This window comes from Psychrosphaera algicola, assembly GCF_028401425.1.
GTDB lineage: Bacteria > Pseudomonadota > Gammaproteobacteria > Enterobacterales > Alteromonadaceae > Psychrosphaera > Psychrosphaera algicola.
On the sequence record NZ_JAQOMS010000002.1, the window covers coordinates 3,300,927 to 3,322,234 of the forward strand.

Sequence of the window (21,308 nt, forward strand, 5' to 3'; positions counted from 1 at the left end):
GGACATTGGTGGATATGATGATACTGACTAATTCGCCAATGTAACCCAAATTTTAAAGCATATAAATTGCCTAGAAAGAACAAATTAGCGATTAAAATTGATAAAAGTTCAGGAATAAATGGCCGGAATAAATAAAAACAAAAAGCAAAACAAGTAAGGAAAAAAATAACGAGAAATAGCGAGTCACTATTTTAGCATTAGTCGATTCGGCAACAGGACTAAACATCATAAATGCAGCGGATATGATACTGCTGCATAAAATTACGATGATAAAAGTAAGTTGTCCTATTAATTCAGCTGTCAATCGCGTCTCCTGAAACGTATTTAAAAAGTCACGTAATAGACTTAAAGACATCTACACTGTAGCGTAATTCACCTAACTCAGCTAGAACCATGGCGTATAAACGCTTGTCTACCAAGTTGTTATTGGAATAAACAACTTGTTCGAGGGCTTGTTTTGCCAGCTGAAAATCTTTTTGTCCGGCAGCTAGATAAGCATAAATAGTTAATAGTGTTTTATTATCCGGTTGCTTGGTGATGTGTTTCTGTATTTGCGAAAACAGCAGATCCATTGACACAAACGTCGTATTTTTGAATATATGTCGGATCACTTCTAGCAACCAATCCTGTTGCTTCAATAAATCGTTTTCCAATAATATCGGTTCAATAAGTTGGCTCTGTTGTTGTTCTGACAACGCTAAGATGTAAGACGTTTGTAATGCTCTATCTGACCTAATCGCTTTGTGCCAACCGGTCCAAACCGTCTGAAGTTGATTAATGGAAAACGCAGAGATATAGCGCGTAAATGCTTTGTAGAACATGGTTTGATTAAGCTGCTGTAATTCATCAAAGGCGTTAACGTCACTGTGTTTTTTAGCCAGTTTATTTAGACGAGGTAAATGGCTAGCCACTTCATTCCAGTTAAAGTTTTGAGCATACACGCTTAAACATAATTGTTGAAAAGGCAGTGGTTGTTTGGCAATAGGTAATTTTAGGCTTTGCACTAGCAGGTTCGCGTCTTCATATTTGTGCGCTTTCATAAGTCCGGCTAAGGTCGCAAATGGGGTAGTTAACTTAGTATCTTTTGCTATGTCGTCGGTCAGCAGTAAAGTATCTGACTCATTTAATTGAGCACGGCATACGCCCGTAAGTTTATTTGCAGATTCCAATCGTTCGGTGCGTTTTACTCTGGCAAATTGATTAATTGCTTGCTGCCATTGGCCCAACGTCATGTAGTCAATTCCGGCTTGGAGGTAATTTGCCTGATTTTTATTTTGACGTGACTGCCACCACAAAGTAGGCAAAATCAATGTGGTATAAACCAGCTTTAATAGCCAAACCACCATCCATAACGCAACAACAAACATGACAATAGTAGCGCCAAATTCGACAATACTGCCTTCGATTGTGTAGTTGCCTATCGCAATTAACACGTAGCCTTGGTCGCCTTTAATATTCGGCGCAAATATTAGAAACAGTCCAATAATTAAAAGCGCTACGATTTGCTTAGTAAATTTCATCATCGCTATAACCTATTGCCCAGACATGCGCGATTGTTGGCGCGAGACATAATTAGTTAATTCAGACTGACTGCCCAATTTGGTTGGCAAGTTGAGTTCGATGTTGCGGTTTTGCAATTCGCTTAAGGTATTGATAGTTGCAACCACCTGTGGGTCGTTTAGGTCAAAATATTGCTGCATCCAAGATAGACTCCGTACAATACCATCGTTATATAATGCGTTGTTTTGCAACAAAATATTTTGCTGTGCTATTAACAACTGGCGTGTAATATTTGCTCTAATAAACCATTGTTGCTGAGCCGGAATTTGCGGTTCTATGGCAAGTTCTCGATGTTTAATCGTGACAAAGTTTGTCATAAATCGATTAAAACTGGTTTTTAAGTTGGCCTGCCAATCTTGAATTTCATCAGACACAGCCGAGTCTGGTTCGATCGCCGTTGCTGTTGGGATATATATATGTGAGAACTTTAAGGTATTCACTTGGTCGAGAATACCAGACAGGCTTAAATATAAACTGTCTCGGTCTGGTTGTTTAGCGCCATGGAGTTTTGCAACATCTTCACTGATGCTTTGGCGAAGTGGAAAAACACTTGGGTCATTCATTGCAGCCAGTCGATTATTGGCATTTGCTAGCAACATTAGGGCAGTGTCGACATCCTGATCGATAATGATTTTTCGCTCAGCTAGGTTAACTAAGTATAAGGCTTCAGAGGCTAACCATTCGTTCGGTTGGCTTTGGCCTAATTCTTTTACTCGATTGGTTAACGTTTTCACATTATTCGCAATCGATTTATCCTGACTTTGTTGGGCTTTCAGTTGGCTATTAAGTTGACCACTTAATTGACTGATTTGCGATTTAAGGTTTTTGATTTCTGCGACATTATTATTAACCGCTTGTTGGTTTAACGTTTCAACCTGACTTTGCGTTTTAAGCCACATTTGGCCCTGCCACCAGACAAAACCAATGGCTCCGATTGCAACAAAACTGAGCAATAAGGCAAAAACCGCTGTTTTACTTAATCTTGAATTGGACTCTTTTGACGTATTGTGAGGTTTCGCCGTTTGTTTTGGCGTAGGCTCAGTTTGCGCCGTTTTATGTTCGGTTTTCGAGGTAGGTTTTGATTTGGTCTGGGTTTTAGACTCTGTTGCTTTAGGGTTTGTCGCTGTTTCTGGTGGTGTTGTCGCCGTTGCTTTCGCCGCTATTTTTTCTTTTTCTTTAGCGATAGCTTCGTTTTCGGCACGTACTTGTTGCTCGAGTTTCTTTAACGCCTCATTGCTTTTATTTTGAGCTTCATCAACGGATTTTTCCGACGTGTCTGGTTTTTTCAACGCGGCTTCTTGTTTCTGTTTGTCTTTATTCAAAGCAGGCGCTTCCTTACTAGAAGATTGCGTTGTTGAGGTTTTGTTATCTTTATTACTCATCGAAATTTCGCCTTGCCATTGGGTTAACAACTGAATAATCGACTGATTAGTCGTGTGTTCAGAGACTTTTACCTTATTTTTATCAACACCTAACGCTATGACATGGTCACGGATACGGTGACTAATGACAATCCAATTTTTATTGGTAAGCGTTGATATCTGTGCCTTATCTACAGCTGACACAACGTTCTCGAAAATGCCATCGGCGATATCGATACTTGTTGCCAATATAAAGTCGGCAGTAAGCCAGTTTTTTATGTCATTTGTAGCGTGCTTGGTGACTTGACGTTCATATAAATCAACTTCAGTAACGACCCCTAGTTGACTTTCTATATGACGTTTAATCACGTCGCGGCCGCCTTTTCCTTTTAGTATGGCGGCGTTAATTTTTTATCGTCGTTTAAATCGGGCAATAAAATTAACGATTCGCTATTCGACTCTTCCGGGCAGATGATCTGGTCATTAAGATGACTAAATGCCGCAATCAGTTCATCTCGGCTCCTGGGCCGACGGCAATTATTTTACCTTTGGGCATAAAAGCAATTTTGTTTTGTAGTAAATACGTCGCAAAATGTCTGACTGCGGTACGACTGACAAAAATCCAAATAAAATCTGGATCAGGGGTATTTTTTAATAACGCCGTCAAACTTACATCAAGTGTTTCTTTCGCAAATGGGGCTGTCGTTATAATTGGCGCAACTTGTGTTTCCACATTCACTTGTTCGCAGAGTGCTGAAAGCTCTTCAGCCATAGGCGACGGACGTGTATTGAGTAACCGTGTATTGAGTAATCGTGTATTGGGTAACGCAGCTGCGTCAGTTAATTTGCTCATTTTAAACCGTTTTATACACTTCTGTTAAAATTTTGTCAGCGCCTTTTTCCAACAGTTCATTGGCAAGAATTTCACCTAGTTTTTCTGCGTCAGCACAAGGACCAGAAATCTCACCTTCGATGATACTATCGCCATCTAAGCTGCCCACTAAACCTTTAAGTAATAGTTCGTTGTCGATGACTTCAGCATAAGCGCCAATCGGTACTTGGCAACCACCTTGCAACGCTCGGTTCATGGCGCGTTCTGCGGTCACACGAAATCGAGTTTCAGAGTGTTCTAGTACAGATAGCCATTGTTGTACTTGAGTGTCGTCCACTCGACACTCAATGCCAACGGCACCTTGACCATTGGCCGGTAGAATAAACTCAACAGGTAAATACTGCTTAATTCGTTCAATCATGCCTAAGCGAATGAGGCCTGCTGAGGCAAGAATGATGGCATCGTATTCGCCTTCATCTAACTTTCTTAGACGAGTATTCACATTGCCGCGTAAGTCTTTAATTTTAATATCTGGGCGCAGCGCTTTAATTTGGCACTGACGACGCAGACTCGATGTTCCGACAACGGCGCCGGTCGGCAAACTTTCAAAGTCAGTCACGGTATTTGAAACAAAGGCGTCACGTGGGTCTTCACGTTCACAAATGGTGTACAACATAAGACCATCTGGGAAGTCGACAGGGACATCTTTCATCGAATGTACCGCGATATCAGCTCGGTCTTCTAACATGGCCACTTCGAGTTCTTTAACAAATAGTGCTTTGCCACCTATTTTAGCCAACGGCGTGTCCAAAATTTGATCGCCTTTTGTTGTCATCGGCACTAACTTAACCGTCAAATTTGGGTGGGCTTGTTCAAGTTTGTCTTTTACGTAATTTGCTTGCCACATAGCTAACGCGCTTCTCGCGTAGCGATACGTAGAATAGGAGATACAGCTGTCATTAATTTAGAAACCATCGCTTAAAGTTATAGTCAGAGAATACCAGTTAAGACATTATTGCTAAAGACTAACTGGTATTCTTATTGTTTATGCCTGATATACATCAACTTTACGCTGAAAATAAAGACAATAAAATGTCGTTGTTCATTTTGTTGAAAACTTAAGGCTCAAATAAAAAAGTCTCAGTCGTTAATATGGTTCCGTCGGCCGCAACAACCATCACTTCCCAACTACCAGAGTGAAAATTAGCATCTAAGTTTTTACTTGAACGTGTACGCCAGCGATTAGAACCAATATTAAGCTTAACTTCGGCCTCCAATTTGCCATTTAAAAACCAGCGATGCGTGACGTTCGAATCTGCTTGATTCATGACTTCAGTAAAGAAAAATACTTTGTTTGTGCCAGAGGGCAAAGTTTGCTCGTTGTAATTATCAACGGGCTCGCGATCGGCAATGGCGGTTGTAATAATCGCGCGGTTAACCGATGGTGCGATTGTTTCACTAGATGCAGAAAAACTCGATAAAAATACAACAAGGCTAACTAAAGTGTGGATAAAAAATTTCATAAGGCTGACCCTTTAATCGATTTAGAATTAACATGCTGAATGTCTTTAGTGGCGTAAAAAATAATGTATTGAATATTACATTAAATCGCACAATTAATAGTGTAGTGAAATATTCCGTAAGCGATAAGTAGATTTTTGAGTTTTATGCATATTTAACCATATGCGTGAAGAAAGGGTCGAAAACAGGTGGGGTTTAACAACAAAATATTTAGAAACAAATGTTGCAGGAATTTAAAGGTGCCAATAAAACCTGATATTGGCACTCGATAACGTTTATTTCGTGACTATTTATTTTCCGTTAGCTTAAGGCGCAATCGAAATTGGCTCACCAGCTTGTTTTGTTGCTGCATCACTAATAAGCGCCCAAAGTTCAGACCCGCCTCGATTATCAATCCACAGACCATCTTTATATTCAAAGTGATGACCATTAAATTTAGTGGCAACCCATAGCTGTTGCAGTGGTGCTTGTTTATTCACGATAATCTTTGTGCCGTTAGGGAATATGATTTCAACAATGCCGCCAGCGCTTTCGTAATCGAGATCAAAGTCGACTTCATCAACGGCGTCTTGTAATTTCATTAAAAAATCGTCAGCGAGTTGATGATATTCAGAGTCATTCATAGTAGATCCTACTTGCATTTGTTGTTGATAGTGAGATTATAGCGGCAACTATAATAGATACCGTAAAAACATGAAACGTCCGTTTAATTTTTACCGTAAAATTTTTGCATATTTTATAATGAAGATGTTGTTTACAACGACTTTACTCGTTGCTGTGTCTGGTTGTGGCCTTAAAGGGCCGTTATATTTACCTGACCAACCAGAAAAAGCTGAAGTAACACAAACAGAAAAACAAAAAGAAGAACAATCGTCAAAACAGTCTGAACCCACACAACAAAAAAAGATAATAAATAGACTTTGGTGTAAACCACATATTTTGATAATTATTTTGGGAACATAACTTTGGATTACTTTAATTTTCGCGACGGTCAATTATTTGCCGAAGACGTCGCTAGTCAGCACCTCGTTGCTAATTTTGGCACACCTGCCTATGTTTATTCACGTGCGACAATTGAACGCCACTGGAAAGCATTTGATAACGCCATTCAAGATCATCCACACCTCATTTGTTATGCTGTAAAAGCAAACTCAAACTTAGCCGTACTTAATGTCATGGCACGATTGGGTTCTGGTTTTGACATTGTATCTGGTGGTGAACTCGCCCGTGTGATTGAAGCTGGTGGCAACCCGAACAAGGTTGTTTTCTCTGGTGTTGGTAAAACAGAAGCCGAAATCGAGTACGCCTTAGAAGCTGAAATTAAATGTTTTAATGTTGAGTCTGAACCTGAATTGCATCGTATTGCCAAAGTTGCAAAGGCACTAAATAAAGTGGCCCCGGTGTCAATTCGCGTTAACCCAAATGTCGACGCAGGGACTCACCCGTATATTTCAACTGGATTAAAAGAAAACAAGTTTGGCATTAGCGTAGAAAAAGCGCTATCGATATATCCTTGGGCAAATGACAACAAACATCTAGATGTTCAAGGCATCGATTGCCACATTGGTTCTCAACTTACTGAGATCGAACCATTTTTAGATGCTCTTGATATTTTATTAAAACTAATCGACCAACTAGCCGATCTTGGTGTTGATATTAAGCACTTAGATTTAGGGGCGGTTTAGGCGTGACATACGACAATGAACAACCTCCGCAGCCAAGTGAATATATTTCAGCATTGATGGCGCGTTTAGAGAATCATAAGCACTTAACTATTTTGTTTGAGCTAAGGTCGTGCGATTATGGCCAACGCTGGAATTTTATTGACTAAAGTAGAATTTTTGAAAGAAAACGAAGGCAAACACTTTTGTATTGTAGATGCTGCGATGAACGATCTTATTCGACCGGCATTGTATTCTGCGTGGCAAAAAATCGAACCTATTGCGCAATTAGACCGTCCAGTAAATAATTACGATATTGTTGGCCCTATTTGTGAAACAGGTGACTTTTTGGGGAAAAATCGTGATTTAGCGGTTGCAGAAGGTGATTACCTTGTTATTCGTTCTTCTGGTGCCTACGGTTTTACCATGAGTTCAAATTATAACTCTCGAGTTAGAGCGATTGAGTTAATGGTTGATGGTGATCAAACACATGTTATTCGACAACGAGAAACATTGAGTTCATTGTGGGCTGGTGAATCAGTCTTAGATAAGTAATTTGGAATATCGAACATGATGTTAAATTTCACCAAAATGCACGGCTTAGGTAATGACTTTATGGTTGTTGATGGCGTGACACAAAATGTGTTTTTGTCACCGGATCATATTAAAAAGTTAGCCGATAGAAATTTTGGTATTGGCTTCGACCAATTGTTGTTGGTCGAACCGCCTTATGACCCAGACTTAGATTTTCATTATCGAATATTTAACGCTGACGGAACGGAAGTGTCACAGTGTGGAAACGGCGCTCGTTGTTTTGCTCGCTTTGTGCATTTAAAAGGCTTAACCAATAAAACGGCGATTAAGGTCAGTACAAAATCTGGCAATATGGTGTTGTACCTCGAAAACAACAACCAAGTTACTGTAAACATGGGCCGTCCGATATTAGAACCAAAAAAGTGCCATTTACTGCACAGCAACAAGAAAATACTTATTTGCTTCGCAGTAACAACGACACGGTAATGTGTGGTGTCGCCTCTATGGGTAACCCGCATTGCGTGGTAATTGTCGATGACGTAGACACCGCTTCGGTTGAAGATCTCGGTGCTCGTTTAGAATGCCATGAACGGTTCCCAGAAAAAGCCAATATTGGTTTTATGCAGATCCTGTCCCGTGACCACGTTAAATTGCGTGTTTACGAACGAGGTGCCGGTGAAACACTGGCTTGCGGCAGTGGCGCATGTGCCGCTGTGGTCGTTGGGCGAATTCAAGATTTACTAAACAGTAAAGTTCAAGTAGATTTACTAAGGTGGCACATTACATATTCGATGGCATGATGAAAACTCACCGGTCAAGATGACTGGACCTGCAGAATATGTTTTTGATGGACAATTACATTTATGAGTAAAGCGTTGACACCTAATTTTGACGAGTTGGAATTGGATGCTGAATTGGTAAAAGAATACCTACAGCAAAATCCCGACTTTTTCTCCAGCATCCTGAGCTAGTGACTCAGTTAAAAATCCCCCATGTAGCAAAGGGGCGATTTCTCTATTGGAAAAACGTCAAGAGGTACAACGCGATAAAATTACGCTGATGGAAGAAGAATTAACCTCATTAATGGGCCATGCCCGTGCCAATGAGATTATTTTTAAAGCGATTAGCCAAATCTATATTTCATTGGTTGGTTGCCAATCGATTAGTGATTTAGAACAGGCGGTTAATAAAGTCTGCCAAGAGCATTTGTATTTAGTGCAATTTAGGTTGCTGCAACCTGAAGACGAAGCTTACTTGCACCTACAAGCTAAATTAAATTCCAAAGGCACGTATTTAGGTCGCCTTAAAGCCGACCTAATGGACGTTGTTTTTGATCAACCCGCTGGCTCGGTTGCATTAATAGAAGTTGTGCACGAGTCTGAAGATGACGAGCAAATTTTTGGTATCGGAGCGTTTGCAGCAAAGCAACACGACCATTTCCAACCACACATGGATACATTTTTTATCCGTGAACTCGCGCGGCTTCTCAGTCAGCACTTTGTGCATTTAGTACGTGAATAAGATTGAGTTAAACTCAGACACGCTCCCCACAGAGTTGGTTGATCTAACCACTCGATATTTACAATACCTCAAGTTTGAACGCGCTTATTCTGACCATACCGTCAGCAATTATAGCCATACATTAATAAGTTTAATGACGTTTTCTGCGGAAAAAACCTTGTTCGCTGGCAAGATATTGACGATACGTTGTTGAAGCAGTGGATTGGTCAGTTTAAACGAGAAGGATTAAAGGCTAGTTCGATCCAACTTCATTTGTCTGCGGTTCGTGGCTTGTTTAAATATTTGGTGTCAAAGCGCGAGATTGCAATAAATCCAGCCGACTTGCTGGTTTCTCCTAAACAAGATAGACCGTTACCTAAAAATTTAGAAACCGATGAAGTGCATCACTTATTGTCGTTTATTCCGGAATCAGATATTGAATTTCGCGACAAAGCTTATATGGAACTATTTTATTCATCTGGGTTACGTTTAGCTGAATTGACCGGGTTAGACGTTGTCGATGTTGATGTGCAAGAATGTATGGTTAAAGTCACTGGTAAAGGCAACAAACAACGAATCGTGCCTGTTGGCAGCGTAGCGATTAACGCGATTGTTGACTGGATAAAAGTACGACCAAGCTTAAATAAACACAATATCGATGCGCTTTTCATCAGTAAGCTGGGTAACCGTTTAAGCGCGAGACAAATTCAACAGCGATTAAAATATTGGGGTCAAAAGCTTGGAATGGCCAATACGGTCCACCCCCATAAATTACGTCATTCCTTTGCTACGCATATTTTAGAATCAAGTGCCGATCTGCGTTCAGTGCAAGAATTATTAGGTCACGCAAATTTAAGTACAACACAAATTTATACACATTTGGACTTTCAACATTTAGCCAAAGTGTATGATCAGGCACATCCAAGAGCAAAAAAGTCTAACTAAATTAGAAAACTAAGCTGTAAATTTGACTAACCAGCCTATAATTTAGAAATAGCAACCCTCGTAAGGTGCTCAAGTGATGGCCATAAATAATGGATGAGAGTGTAGATTAACTAGTATTAATGTACCGTTGGCGATTACCGAAATTGTCAATAATATGTCCGGAACTAAGAGATGTAGGATCAAATGGAACATATTGGGTTAAACAAAATAACAAACTTCAATGAGCTTAATGTATTAGTTATTGATGACAATATATTGGTTCACGACCTTATAAAACATACCTTCTATGATATGGGTATTGTTAATGTGCGTTGTGCCGAAAATGCGTTTTATGGTTTAAGACTGTGTACCGAAATGCAATTTCATATCGTGATCTGTGCGTTTAATGTAAAAAGTGATAAAGATGGATTTCATATTTTAGAAGAAATGAAATTTAAAGGCTTTGTGACGAAACAAACCGTACTGATATTTTTAAGTTCTGAAACAGACGAAACCTTAGTTAATAGTATCGCTGAATTGCAACCTGATGATTTTTGGGTTAAACCTCTAAACGCAAAAAATGTAATGACTCGCTTGAGTTATATTCTGGATGTTAAGCGTAAGTTATTTAATGTTTTTGAATGCATTGATAATGGCGATTTTAGTAAGGCAATTTATTACGCTGAACGACATATTAAAAACCCTGAACTAAAAAAATACCACATGAACCTCAGACGCCTAAAAGGTGAATGTTTGTTGTCGTTGATGGAATTTGTGGATGCGGAAGAATATTACCGTGAGTTACGTCAAAAATATAAAATGTCTTGGGTCTACCTCGGTTTTGTAAATGCGTTGTTAAAGCAAAATAAGATCGATGAAATTGATCAGTTGCTTGACTCTATGACTCACAGAGTGGACACCCGATTTGCGACCTACGATCTTTTAGCGCAATACTATGTTGACAATGAAGACTATGTAAAAGCCTACGATGAAATTAAAAAGCGGCTGAGTTAGCGCCGAGAAACATCGCAAGAAACAAAAAAGTTTGGGATTTAGCACGACTGAATCATGATCAACGTGAGCAATACCACGCAACGGTTAACATGGCTAAATTTGCTAAAAAGTCAGTTCACGACTCCCTGAGTTACTTCTAAATGTGATCCGTTCAGCCATCGACTTGGCAACGTCAGTTGATGTGCATGAGTCGCTAGATTTATTGGGGAAAGCCGATAAATACATTCATCAACTCGAAGTCGATTACGAAGATGCGGGGCATTTTAAAGAGCAACTGATTGTTGCCAGAGCTCGAATATTTAATGCTAGAGAAGAAAAACAAAAAGCGCTTAGGTTAGTTGAAATGCAAGTTTCGCCTAGACCAAATATGTCAGTAGAGGACAATTTGGACAAGGTAAAAGTTTTCCACGAACTAGGTATGCGAGAAGAAGCCCTAGCGTTACTTGAAGCGGTGAAAAAGCAAATTGCCTGTGATTCATTAGCCGGTGCGGTTACAAATAAATTTGTTGAGCAAGAAGCGGAAGAAAAAGCGGAAATTCATTTTACCCCTAAGCAGTTAAATAGCATGGCCGTAGAGTTTTTCAAGCGCAAGAAAATGGCACCAGCGTTAGATTCATTGCATAAAGCACTAAGGCTCACGCCTAGGAATATCAAGGTGGCTTTAAGCTTGTTAAAGGTTATCCAAGGCAATACATCGCTCTGAAGGGTTGGATTTAGACCAGAAAGAACTTGCTAAAAGTACATTGCAAATGATTGACAGTGGCGAGCTCGAAGATAAACAAAAATTGCACTATGACGAAATACGAGCGGAGTTAGGGCCAATTGTATGTGTTGATGAAGCCGGTGATGTTGAAGAGGGTGATATCGTCACACCAATCTAACTAGGAAAGACCTTAGCGTTACCTTTGATTATCTCTTTAGACGTTAATAGTCGCAGTAATTGAGCATCGTTACTGCGACATAACTATTGGTAAATGCAGTGCCACTTTCGCACCACCGTATACAGACTTAGAAATTGCCATTTGGCCGTCATGTTGCTCTGTCACACGGCGAACGACTGCAAGGCCAATTTGGTGATGTTCCGGAATAATATCGTCATTCGAAGATGTCTGATCCCATCCTAAACCATCGTCTTCAACAGCCAACAATAACGTTTTATGCTCGACGCTGGCAGTTATCCATATATTATGTTGGCAGAAACGAAGGGCATTGCTCACTAAGTTCGTTATCGCCCGGGCAAGCAGTTTTATATCCGCATTAATTACTATTCCTTCTGCAATGTTTAAATGAATAGTGCGATCTTTGTCTTCAATAAATACTTCGGTTAATGCTTTTACTTCGCGAAGTAATTCGGTGGACGTTATATTAAGCGGTTGCTCCCGGTATTCATTTTTTGCAAGCCGCAGATAATCATAAATATTCGCTTCAATATCGTTAAGATTATTTTCAATTTGACCTTTCGACTGTGCAAGGGTTTCTTGTTTGCTCATATGGTTGATAAATTTCAGCCGAGCAAGGGGCGTTTTTATATCATGACAAACGGTTTCCGCCATTTCCGCCTGAAAGCGATTTAGGTGCTCAATCCGTGTGGTTAAGTTTCTCAGTGACTCCGCAAGAGGTTGTAAATAGGAACGAGAACTTAGGCTAAACTTGGGAACTTCCCAAACTTGATCTCATCAAGGGCGCTGTTGCGTAAAATTTCAATGTCGTTGAATAATGACCGACTGAATAGAAATAGAATAAGGAACAGCAAAAAGTAAAATAAGTAAACAAGGTCTAGAGTAAACTCAGCAGACGCCGGCCAATCTATCCGGTTAATGCAAAGTAACTTATCGCTATTGTCGGTAAGACATAACATTCTTTTGCCTTGGCTGTCGGTCAATTCAAATAGCGGCTGCTCATTTGTTGGTAATGCGCCGGCCCAGTATTCAGCAGGATATTCAACAAATAAAGCACCGTCACATGACGATTTTGACTGCGCATCGCATCGAATCGGCCGATTTTTAGCTGTAAGCTGTTGAACGTTTTGCAACACAAGTGCGGCGTCAATTACTGGCGGTTGATCACTTTGGGCTGATTCAAAAATTTGGTCGACACTAAATATCAGCAACAACAAAGTGATAGCTAAAGCGAAATAGAATCGTAATAAAGGGTTATTGACCTTCAATGTGATCATCCTTTGACAAGTAATATCCTTCACCCTAGGCGGTAATCACATTCCAGCTCGGGTCGATTAATTGCAGTTTTTACGAAGCCGAGATGCTCTGCCATCCATTGCGCGGTCGATACCGTCGTATTCACGACCAAGATGGTGCTGAAACAACCATTCGCGACTGACTACGTGTCCAAACTGAGCCAGTAAAGCGGTTAACAACCTAAATTCAGCAGAGGTTAGATTTAACTTTTCGCCATTTAGGTAACTTGTTTTAGAGTTTGTATCTAGCGTCAGGTTACCCATTTGAAATAAAGTTTGCTGGGGTTTAACTTGCCTATCCAATTTGAAAAACACATTTATTTTTGCCAGCAATAGTTCGGGGTTTATCGGTTTAACTAAATAGTCCTCAGCCCCTAACTCATAACCTTTTAATTGGCTTTTTGTGTCAGTCAGGGCTGTCATAAATAAAATAGGGCCGGCAAACTCTGCGCGGACTTCTTGTACAAATTCGAAGCCATTTTTGCCCGGCAGATTAATGTCGCAAAGTAACATGTCAAATTGTTGCTCGGGCAATTGTTTTAGCGCCGTATGGGCCTGACTAAAGTGAGTCACAATAAACCCCTGGTCTTGCAAATAGGCCTTTATCAAACGAGCGAGTTCAAGGTCGTCTTCTAAAATTAAAATATGACGTTTCATTAAAATAAACTCCAGCTTAGCCGACGTTTTTTTAAAGCTGGGCGCTCTGCACTTAGTAGTTTTATTGTGTGACTGTCGACTTGTTGGCTTGTTTTGGCATCCACTAATTGAATAGTGGTGTCGCTGTAAAGTTGGATGCTGAGGTGGATGTTTTCTACTGATTTAGCGCATTGGATTTGGTGTTCATGGCCGGATATTTTTAGGCAGGCGGTTTTGTTATGTCGCCAACTTATTGTCAAATCGACATTACAGATGGGATCGGTTTGATATAAGCAAACTCTGGGCAGTACGTCGAAAGTCGCATCAGCACTAAAAGACTTAAGGCTATTGAGGGTAATAAATACACAAAGTAATTTGCCTACGGCATCCATATTAATCCCATAAACATAATATCGTGATGTTGTTTAACGATATGAATACTGCCGTCAAAATTTGAAGGCATCCACTCTCGGCGCGCATGGAGCAAAATGCGGAGTTCCTCATTGAGCTTCCAACTCGTTTCTAGTTTAAAGGATGGTAGCCAACTCGCACCGGGCAAAAATTGATAACTACCAGTGGTGTCTGCATGGGTTACACTAAAATAGTAATCGCTGTATTTCTTATCTAAATAACGAATGCCCGCGGTCGTCGCGATGGAAAAATGTTCTGTTTGGTATAGCCCTCGTAATTCATTGGAAAACTCATACCCGTTATGAACCGAAGTGATGTCAGTATGCATCGCTGATTTGAATTGAAAATGCTCAGAATGCCAAAATACACTGGCACCTGCGAGGTAGCTCGAACGACGAGTTTGTGGTGTTAGTAAATCTTGTAACGGTGTATTAAAGGGGGCGTTTAGAGGCAGATCGGGGTTTGCCATTATCCCTCTTAATAATGCATCTGATACCGAATCGCCGCGAAACAAGAGTGAATCAAAACTCTGTTTGCTGGTTAAATCGAATGACCAATCATTTAATTCGGCAAAGTTATAACCTAAATCTAGGTTCTCAATATAGAAGTTGTTGTGGTAATAAGACCAACGAGGCAGCAAGTAAAAATTTTGCTCGCTTCCGTGGGCCATAATCGAAGAATATGAACCATAACCAATCGCAATACTGGCACTTAGTTGTTCCTCATCCGCTTTTACACAAAAGCCAAGAGAAATAACCATTGTTAAGCTAATGGCAAAGTGGAGCAACGTTTTCATAAAAAAATGGTACCTAAATAAGTTCTATCAATTTTATATCAAATCCAACCCTATAAAAGTATCGCTAATTATTGATCTGTACACTTTTGCACTCTTTTAAAAATAAATTCACGTTATAACCGCTTAACGAATGAGCAACTCCAAGGTGCTCATTCCAATAAATATTATAGAAATAGTATATAAATTTCGGAGTTAATGTGAAAAATAGCAAAATAGCAATAACTGCTTTGTCGGTGCTTTATGGTTTGGGGTTAGCAGCATCAGTTGATGCAGCGCCATCAAACAAAACATCGGCAAATGGGGTAATACAACAAGTCGATTTAACAACAATAAAGAAACGGAATCACACAGTTCCAAATTCTCTAAACAGAATTAAAACAATGCTAGGGGCTAGAAATCAATTAATAAATAATGCCTCTGCTAAAAGTAAATTTGCCCAGGTAGAACCTCATGATGGCAAACGAGCGTACATTATCCAACTGAAAGATCAACCAATTGCCACCTATACCGGCAATATCAAAGGCTTGCCAGCAACCGCGCGTAGTACGATTGCAAATGAGTTAACGGCTAAGCAAGGTAATGTGAAACGGGCAAGAAGTAACAGTCCGGCAGCCAATGCTAAAACAATAGATCAGATCCAGCAAACCCGCACACAAGCCTACAAAACGTATCTGACTTCTAAAAAACAACTGGTACTTAATAACGTTAGAGCCAAAGGCGGTGACGACAAAGTCCGTGCAGATTATTTTAGTTCGTTAAACGGCATGTCGTTAAATCTAACGTACAACGAAGCGTTAAATCTAGCGGAAATGAAGGAAGTTAAACTTGTTCAACCTTCAAGAATGTTGCAGTTACATACTGACACTGGGCCGCAATTTATCGGTGCTGATAAAGTGTGGGCCGGTCAAACGTCAACAGATGTTGGTTACAAAGGTGAAGGCATCATCGTTGGTATTATCGATACCGGAATTAATAGTGACCATGTGGCGTTTGCCGACATCGGTGGTGATGGTTATGACCACACAAATCCTTTGGGCACTGGCGTTTATTTGGGTGATTGTGCCGACGGAACCGTGCAATGTAACGACAAGTTAATTGGTGTCTATTCGTGGCCTGTTATTACCGATACATATGGTGATTTAGCGCCTGCTACCGGTGAAGATTATCAAGGCCATGGCTCTCATACTGCGGGGACTGCGGCTGGTAATTACGTTGAAAACGTACCGTTATTGTCAGCATCGTTAGGCGACGGAGATGGGGTGGAAAAAGGTTATACTTTTGCATCTACATCAGGTGTTGCGCCCCATGCCAATATCATTTCGTACCAAGCATGTGAATTAGCGGGCTGTCCAGAAGAAGCATTAGTATTAGCGCTTGAACAGGCAATTGAAGATGGCGTAGATGTTATTAATTTCTCGATAGGTGGGGGAGAACCATTTCCGTGGGAAGACGCTACTGAACTTGCGATGTTAGCGGCGCGCGAAGCGGGTATATCCATCGCAGTTTCTGCGGGTAATGCCGGTGGAGATGATAACAACACTTACTTTGCTAGCCTGAGTCATTCAGCACCTTGGTCTATGGTTGTTGCGGCGTCGACCCACGACCGAGTCATTGATGTTAATAATAGTATTTTGACCTTAAGTGGTGGTCTTAATGTTCCTTGGATAGATGTTAATCCAGACGCTGATTGGCCAGATGGTATTGCTGGATATTCCACAACTGGAATTGAAAATGGCACCCCTGTTGTTGCTGTGGATTACGGTGACGAGTTATGTCTAAATCCATTTGCGGAAGGCACATTTACATCTGACCAAATCGTGATTTGTAAACGAGGTGAAAATGCTCGCGTTTCTAAAGCTTACAATGTTATGGCTGGTGGCGCAGGTGGCTTTATCTTATATAACGATTTATATAATTGGGAAGGCACAGAACAAGAACTCGGTTTAATCGACGATACATTCCCACTACCAGGTTTGCATGTTGGACGATCAACCGGTGAAAGCATAATTAGTTGGATTAATGATGGTGGTGAAGACCACAAAATGTCAATTAGCGCAGGTTCAGTGGACGTTTTCCAAGATGATTCGGCAGCTGATATTCTAGCTGGCTTTTCTTCCTTAGGGCCGTCAACAACCTTTAAGCATCACATGTCGCCGAATATTTCGGCACCTAAGGTGTTAATATTTTAGCGCCATACGCGGATGAACATCCATTAAACCCTGACTCAGCTTTGTCGCAAGACTGGACGGTTATCAGTGGTACCTCGATGGCCAGCCCACATGTGGCTGGTGCTATGGCATTAGTACGCCAAGCTAACCCAGATTGGACTGCAGCTGAAGTGCAGTCTGCATTGCAAATGACGTCGCAAAATACGGTTCGTAGAAATGTTGAACCAGATATTGCACCTGAAGGTTTACCGGCAACCGTACATCGCGCAGGCTCGGGCCGTATCGATGTTGCGGCCGCAGTCAAAGCCGGTTTGATAATGGATGAAACCGTTGAAAACTTTGAATTGGCTAATCCCGTGGAAGGTGGTGATGTACGCCAACTTAATTTACCACAATTAATGGATTCTAATTGTCGTGGTGGTGTTTGTTCGTGGCTTAGAACGGTTACGGCAACCGAAGATGGTACATGGACTATTACCGAGGGCGATTGGGTCTATGACCGTTGGACGTCACTTTATGAAGGCGAAATAAATATACAAAACGCCAAAATGGAATTCTACCCGTCGACATTCACTTTAAAAGCGGGTGAGTCACAAAGTATTATTGTTAAAGCTGATATTAAAGATGTTCAATATCAGTATGATACGAGACTTACTGGTTCGGGTGATTACGAAGGTCTGGAGTTATGGAACAACGTTTACCTAACATCTAGTAACGCCACTACGCCAGATTCTCACTGGCCAGTATCAATTAACTTTGACCGCAAAGGTATGCCTGAAAACGTAAATGTTACCGTCAACCGCGACCAAGGTGCATACCATGTTGCCAACCTACCAATGCCAGTAACAAGTGATATTGCTTATCTTGGTCACGGTCCGGTGAAAGCGGATGTTACGGAAATTACGTTACCGCAGGACAACAATCACAAACCTATCTATTCGGGTCCTTCAACCGACTGGGAAGGCAATGAAGTTCTAAGTACTGAGCATTACAAAGTTGATTTAATTGATATTCCTGAAAACACCGCGCGTTTTGTTGTTGAAGTGTTGGGGCATGAAGCTGGACCTAGTGTGCAGGAAAATGTCGGTAATGTTAATGGTTCACTGGCAATTCATATTGGTATCGATACAGACGGTAATGGTTTACCAGATTTTGATAACGAATGGGTTTGTTCGTCAACGACTCAAATCGAATTAAACTACTGTAGCTTAACTAAACCAAATGCCGGTCAATATTGGGTAGTTTACTCAAATACCTCTGCCAATATGTATGACTGGGCTGTTGAAGACATTGAGTTTTTTGAAGAGTGGTATGGATTTTCACCAGACTTACTAAAAGATACTTATTCCATAGCTACGGCAGTAGTTCCGATGGACCAAAATAACTTGAGCGTAACGGGCCCTGCGGCAAATACGGAAGCGAAAATTGGCCTAGACCTATCATGGGATTTGGATGATTTAGTCGAAGGTGACGTAGCTTACGGCGCATTTGAAATTGGCTCGAATAATGTTTCTAATGCATACGGCTTTGTACCACTTCGCTTAGAGCGAGGCCCAGATGACGTTACTATCACCAATAAAAACCGCGCTCGTGGTGGTGAAACGCTAGACGTTAGTGTCCATGTCGTACCGAATAATACTGGGATGGATAGAGATATTGATCTAAGTTTATCTTTACCAGAAGGTGTGACGTTGGTAGAAGGCTCACTTAACGTAAATTATCCTGAGTTAGCACCTGGGTTAGTTATGGATGGCAATGTTATTCGACTAACCGGGACACAACCTGATTCGTCCAATTGGGCTCGTTCTTATAAGGTTACAACAAGTGTTGAAGATGAACTTTGTCAGGTACCTAACTATGGTAGCAATGACAGAGGTTTTGTTGGCCTTTACGAAAATTACGGATTTACACCAGAAGTTGGTGGTTCTTCTATCGATTGGGCTGGTTCATGGAATGATGATTGGACTGAGTTTAGTAACCAATTTGAATTACCGTTAAGTCAGTTTTGGGGCGAAGACGGTCATATTAATTTGTTTAACAATGAGTCATACCGTAAATACTCAAACCTTTACTTGTCACCTCAAGGGTTTGTTTCATTTGATAATGCGTGGTCAGGAAGTCAACACGCTGTTAGTCAACCGTTCCCTTATCTAATGAACCCTTATGCGCCATTTATTGGTGTGTTGTGGAAAGGTCAAACGTTACTAGGCGCAGGCTTTAATCAAGTCATTGAAGCACTATCTACGCCATTAAATATTGACTATGGCGATCCTTCAAAAATGTCTGGGATGATGGTTGCCTATGCCATTGACGAAGCGAGTGAACAAGACGATATTATCATTGAGTGGTTAAATTCACGCTCGGAAAGTATTGAAGCAAGTTGGTTTGGTGAAAATATCGTGCCAGACAGCGAACGTGACGACCGCTATACATTTAATTTAATCCTACATAATGGTAATCGCTTTGGTGCAGGTCAGTTTGAAATTATCATGGCATACGGTGGATTAGATTACGCAGATGTGGGTGATTACGGCTCGGTTGGTCTACATGGTAATTACGGCCCAATTGATATCTTTGGTTTTCCATTTGGTGAAGAGATTGGGGTTAACTATGCTTACAACGACTTGAGCTCTAAATTACAAGAGAACATGGCCGTTTGTTACGACTATACAGGACCTGAAGCGAGCCAGTTTGATGTTTCATTCCAAGTACGCGTATCTGAACTTGCAGCGGGCAAAGCGCTTGATATCGAACTACAAAGCCATGTATCGGGAATGGGCGATGTTTCTATAATGTCACCTGTTGAAGTTGTTGGTAACTTAACGGTACCTCAAATGAATGACTTAGAAGTTGATGAAAACGGCTCAGTTGATTTACTTGTCGCTTATGTCGATTCTGACATTAACCCTAACGTGATATCAGTTGAAGGTGAACACATTAGCGCGGTTGTTCATGGTCATCAAATTGGTTCGAAGGTTACAATAACCCCAGAAGCCAACTGGTATGGTGAAACTGAAGTTATGGTGAAAGTTGCTGACAGCAGTAATCCTACAGACATGGGTTACTCGACCTTTATGTTAACCGTGGTTTCTGATGGTGTGGCACATGTATTAGGTTGTATGGACTCAACAGCAACTAACTATGATGCTGAAGCAACAGAAAGCAACGATAGCTGCCAGTATGCCGTCGCTAAACAAGAAAAAGACAGTAAAGGAGGCTCAATGGCATTTTTATCTTTGTTATTAGTACCATTACTTATGTTTAGAAGACGCACTAAGTAAAACGTTCGTTTTGATAATCAAAGGTTTTCCAAATTGGAAAACCTTTTTTTTGCTGATTTTTATCCTTAATCAGGTATTCCGCACAGCCATGTTTTAAAAATCGTGACTTTGCAAAACTTGTTAGCAAAAAACCGTTGGACTATAGCGACAAACTCGCTAAAGTATCACACAACAAGATGTGTGCCTCTGATTGAGGTGTGACTGTCGATAGGGAATATCAGTTGTAGCGAGTTCAAACAAGGAATGTTTTTAAGGTAACTTAATACGCCAATATCAGCATTCCTCGATTTGTACTCCTTAGCCAACAGAGTTTTTCTACTAGTTCAGCGTTTTGTTTAACTTAAATAGGGTGTTAATTTACAAGGGTTTGTATGAAAAATTTAGTGTTTTTAGTGGTGTTAATGTTTGTTTCTAGCGTGTCATATGCGAGCTCTATTGAAAGCTTCAATAATATAGAAATAAACCCACATAATGATTCCTCGCATAAAGTTACTGCGACAATCCATCTTATCGTAGATTCACCATTTGGACAGGCGGAAGATACATTGGCCGCAAGAGAAATAATTGCTATGGCTTTGAGTAATTTGACGTTAAAAGAGTTAACTCTCAATGGCGTCGAGACAGCGAAACACCATATTTTGAAGCAAGTAAAATCGGGTGGTTTTATTGATGGTAGCAATGTTAATAATGTCTATGTAACCGATTTGTTTGTTACCTTTACTGGGGCTAGTCACACCACGGTACTATCAAGGTCAGGTAAAAAATCTGGATAATGTAAAGGAGTTAGTGGAGGGGAATTCCTCCGCACTCGGCAGGACACTCTGAATATCGCTTAAGTTCAACTAATTTTACAAGCTAAGGAATGTCTAAAACGACGAGACAATTAAATATGAACTTGTCTGCATTTTATTAGAT

20 protein-coding genes and 3 pseudogenes are annotated in these 21,308 nt (G+C 40.6%); 12 read left to right on the forward strand and 11 right to left on the reverse strand.

What is annotated here, in order from left to right; translation table 11 throughout:
* Positions 1–332 precede the first annotated feature (332 nt).
* From PN838_RS18120 to cyaY, 6 genes and pseudogenes are all read right to left on the reverse strand, one after another.
* Positions 333–1,523 (reverse strand): heme biosynthesis HemY N-terminal domain-containing protein, encoded by a 1,191-nt coding sequence (locus tag PN838_RS18120; RefSeq protein ID WP_272181542.1) that lies wholly within the window; start codon positions 1,521–1,523, stop codon positions 333–335.
* A 9-nt stretch (positions 1,524–1,532) separates the two neighbouring features.
* Positions 1,533–3,290, reverse strand: coding sequence for a uroporphyrinogen-III C-methyltransferase (locus PN838_RS18125; protein ID WP_272181543.1), 1,758 nt, complete (start codon positions 3,288–3,290; stop codon positions 1,533–1,535).
* Between the two features lie 136 nt (positions 3,291–3,426).
* Complete coding sequence (locus tag PN838_RS18130) at positions 3,427–3,774, reverse strand: uroporphyrinogen-III synthase (protein ID WP_272181544.1); 348 nt, start codon at positions 3,772–3,774, stop codon at positions 3,427–3,429.
* A gap of 1 nt (position 3,775) precedes the next feature.
* Positions 3,776–4,713, reverse strand: a pseudogene (hemC, locus tag PN838_RS18135) (hydroxymethylbilane synthase).
* 158 nt (positions 4,714–4,871) lie between these two features.
* Positions 4,872–5,276, reverse strand: a complete 405-nt coding sequence (locus PN838_RS18140) for a DUF2914 domain-containing protein (protein ID WP_215962550.1) — start codon at positions 5,274–5,276, stop codon at positions 4,872–4,874.
* A gap of 303 nt (positions 5,277–5,579) precedes the next feature.
* Entirely contained in the window at positions 5,580–5,897 is a 318-nt protein-coding gene (cyaY, locus tag PN838_RS18145; RefSeq protein ID WP_215962549.1) for an iron donor protein CyaY, read from the reverse strand.
* A 70-nt stretch (positions 5,898–5,967) separates the two neighbouring features.
* Between cyaY and lptM the strand changes: the two genes are divergently transcribed.
* The 9 genes and pseudogenes from lptM to PN838_RS18190 all read left to right on the forward strand — a co-directional run bounded on the left by lptM (position 5,968) and on the right by PN838_RS18190 (position 11,788).
* A complete protein-coding gene (gene lptM, locus PN838_RS18150) occupies positions 5,968–6,237 on the forward strand; it encodes an LPS translocon maturation chaperone LptM (protein WP_272181546.1) in 270 nt (89 codons plus the stop codon).
* A 2-nt stretch (positions 6,238–6,239) separates the two neighbouring features.
* Positions 6,240–7,490: pseudogene (lysA, locus tag PN838_RS18155) on the forward strand (diaminopimelate decarboxylase).
* A gap of 15 nt (positions 7,491–7,505) precedes the next feature.
* Positions 7,506–8,336, forward strand: a pseudogene (dapF, locus tag PN838_RS18160) (diaminopimelate epimerase).
* 141 nt (positions 8,337–8,477) lie between these two features.
* On the forward strand, positions 8,478–8,990 hold the full coding sequence (locus PN838_RS18165; protein ID WP_272182647.1) for a DUF484 family protein: 513 nt from the start codon (positions 8,478–8,480) through the stop codon (positions 8,988–8,990).
* Positions 8,983–9,183, forward strand: coding sequence for a site-specific integrase (locus PN838_RS18170; protein WP_272181547.1), 201 nt, complete (start codon positions 8,983–8,985; stop codon positions 9,181–9,183). Before PN838_RS18165 ends, PN838_RS18170 begins: the two co-directional genes overlap by 8 nt.
* The gene (locus tag PN838_RS18175; protein ID WP_272181548.1) at positions 9,177–9,914 is read left to right on the forward strand and encodes a tyrosine recombinase XerC; all 738 of its coding nucleotides are present in this window, start codon (positions 9,177–9,179) and stop codon (positions 9,912–9,914) included. The genes PN838_RS18170 and PN838_RS18175 overlap by 7 nt, the downstream gene beginning before the upstream one ends.
* Positions 9,915–10,097: 183 nt before the next feature.
* Positions 10,098–10,907 (forward strand): response regulator, encoded by an 810-nt coding sequence (locus tag PN838_RS18180; RefSeq protein WP_272181549.1) that lies wholly within the window; start codon positions 10,098–10,100, stop codon positions 10,905–10,907.
* Positions 10,908–11,049: 142 nt separating this feature from the next.
* A complete protein-coding gene (locus PN838_RS18185) occupies positions 11,050–11,610 on the forward strand; it encodes a hypothetical protein (protein ID WP_272181550.1) in 561 nt (186 codons plus the stop codon).
* A 4-nt stretch (positions 11,611–11,614) separates the two neighbouring features.
* Entirely contained in the window at positions 11,615–11,788 is a 174-nt protein-coding gene (locus PN838_RS18190) for a hypothetical protein (protein WP_272181551.1), read from the forward strand.
* Positions 11,789–11,857: 69 nt separating this feature from the next.
* Here the strand turns inward: PN838_RS18190 and PN838_RS18195 are convergent, their stop codons facing one another.
* The 5 genes from PN838_RS18195 to PN838_RS18215 all read right to left on the reverse strand — a co-directional run bounded on the left by PN838_RS18195 (position 11,858) and on the right by PN838_RS18215 (position 14,944).
* Positions 11,858–12,460 carry a sensor histidine kinase gene (locus PN838_RS18195; RefSeq protein WP_272181552.1) on the reverse strand — a complete coding sequence of 201 codons (603 nt, stop codon included), beginning with the start codon at positions 12,458–12,460 and terminating at the stop codon, positions 11,858–11,860.
* Positions 12,461–12,546: 86 nt separating this feature from the next.
* Positions 12,547–13,074, reverse strand: coding sequence for a hypothetical protein (locus PN838_RS18200; RefSeq protein ID WP_272181553.1), 528 nt, complete (start codon positions 13,072–13,074; stop codon positions 12,547–12,549).
* A gap of 66 nt (positions 13,075–13,140) precedes the next feature.
* The gene (locus PN838_RS18205) at positions 13,141–13,758 is read right to left on the reverse strand and encodes a response regulator transcription factor (RefSeq protein ID WP_272181554.1); all 618 of its coding nucleotides are present in this window, start codon (positions 13,756–13,758) and stop codon (positions 13,141–13,143) included.
* On the reverse strand, positions 13,758–14,129 hold the full coding sequence (locus PN838_RS18210; protein ID WP_215962542.1) for a DUF3019 domain-containing protein: 372 nt from the start codon (positions 14,127–14,129) through the stop codon (positions 13,758–13,760). The genes PN838_RS18205 and PN838_RS18210 overlap by 1 nt, the downstream gene beginning before the upstream one ends.
* Complete coding sequence (locus tag PN838_RS18215) at positions 14,117–14,944, reverse strand: MipA/OmpV family protein (RefSeq protein WP_272181555.1); 828 nt, start codon at positions 14,942–14,944, stop codon at positions 14,117–14,119. Before PN838_RS18215 ends, PN838_RS18210 begins: the two co-directional genes overlap by 13 nt.
* 197 nt (positions 14,945–15,141) lie before the next feature.
* On the opposite strand from PN838_RS18215, the gene PN838_RS18220 reads away from it, so the two are divergent.
* The 3 genes from PN838_RS18220 to PN838_RS18230 all read left to right on the forward strand — a co-directional run bounded on the left by PN838_RS18220 (position 15,142) and on the right by PN838_RS18230 (position 21,166).
* Positions 15,142–17,133, forward strand: a complete 1,992-nt coding sequence (locus PN838_RS18220) for a S8 family serine peptidase (RefSeq protein ID WP_272181556.1) — start codon at positions 15,142–15,144, stop codon at positions 17,131–17,133.
* Between the two features lie 41 nt (positions 17,134–17,174).
* Positions 17,175–20,393 carry a S8 family serine peptidase gene (locus PN838_RS18225; RefSeq protein ID WP_272181557.1) on the forward strand — a complete coding sequence of 1,073 codons (3,219 nt, stop codon included), beginning with the start codon at positions 17,175–17,177 and terminating at the stop codon, positions 20,391–20,393.
* Positions 20,394–20,764: 371 nt separating this feature from the next.
* Positions 20,765–21,166: a hypothetical protein gene (locus PN838_RS18230; protein WP_215962539.1), complete on the forward strand. Its 402-nt coding sequence runs from the start codon at positions 20,765–20,767 to the stop codon at positions 21,164–21,166.
* The last annotated feature ends 142 nt before the right edge of the window (positions 21,167–21,308 follow it).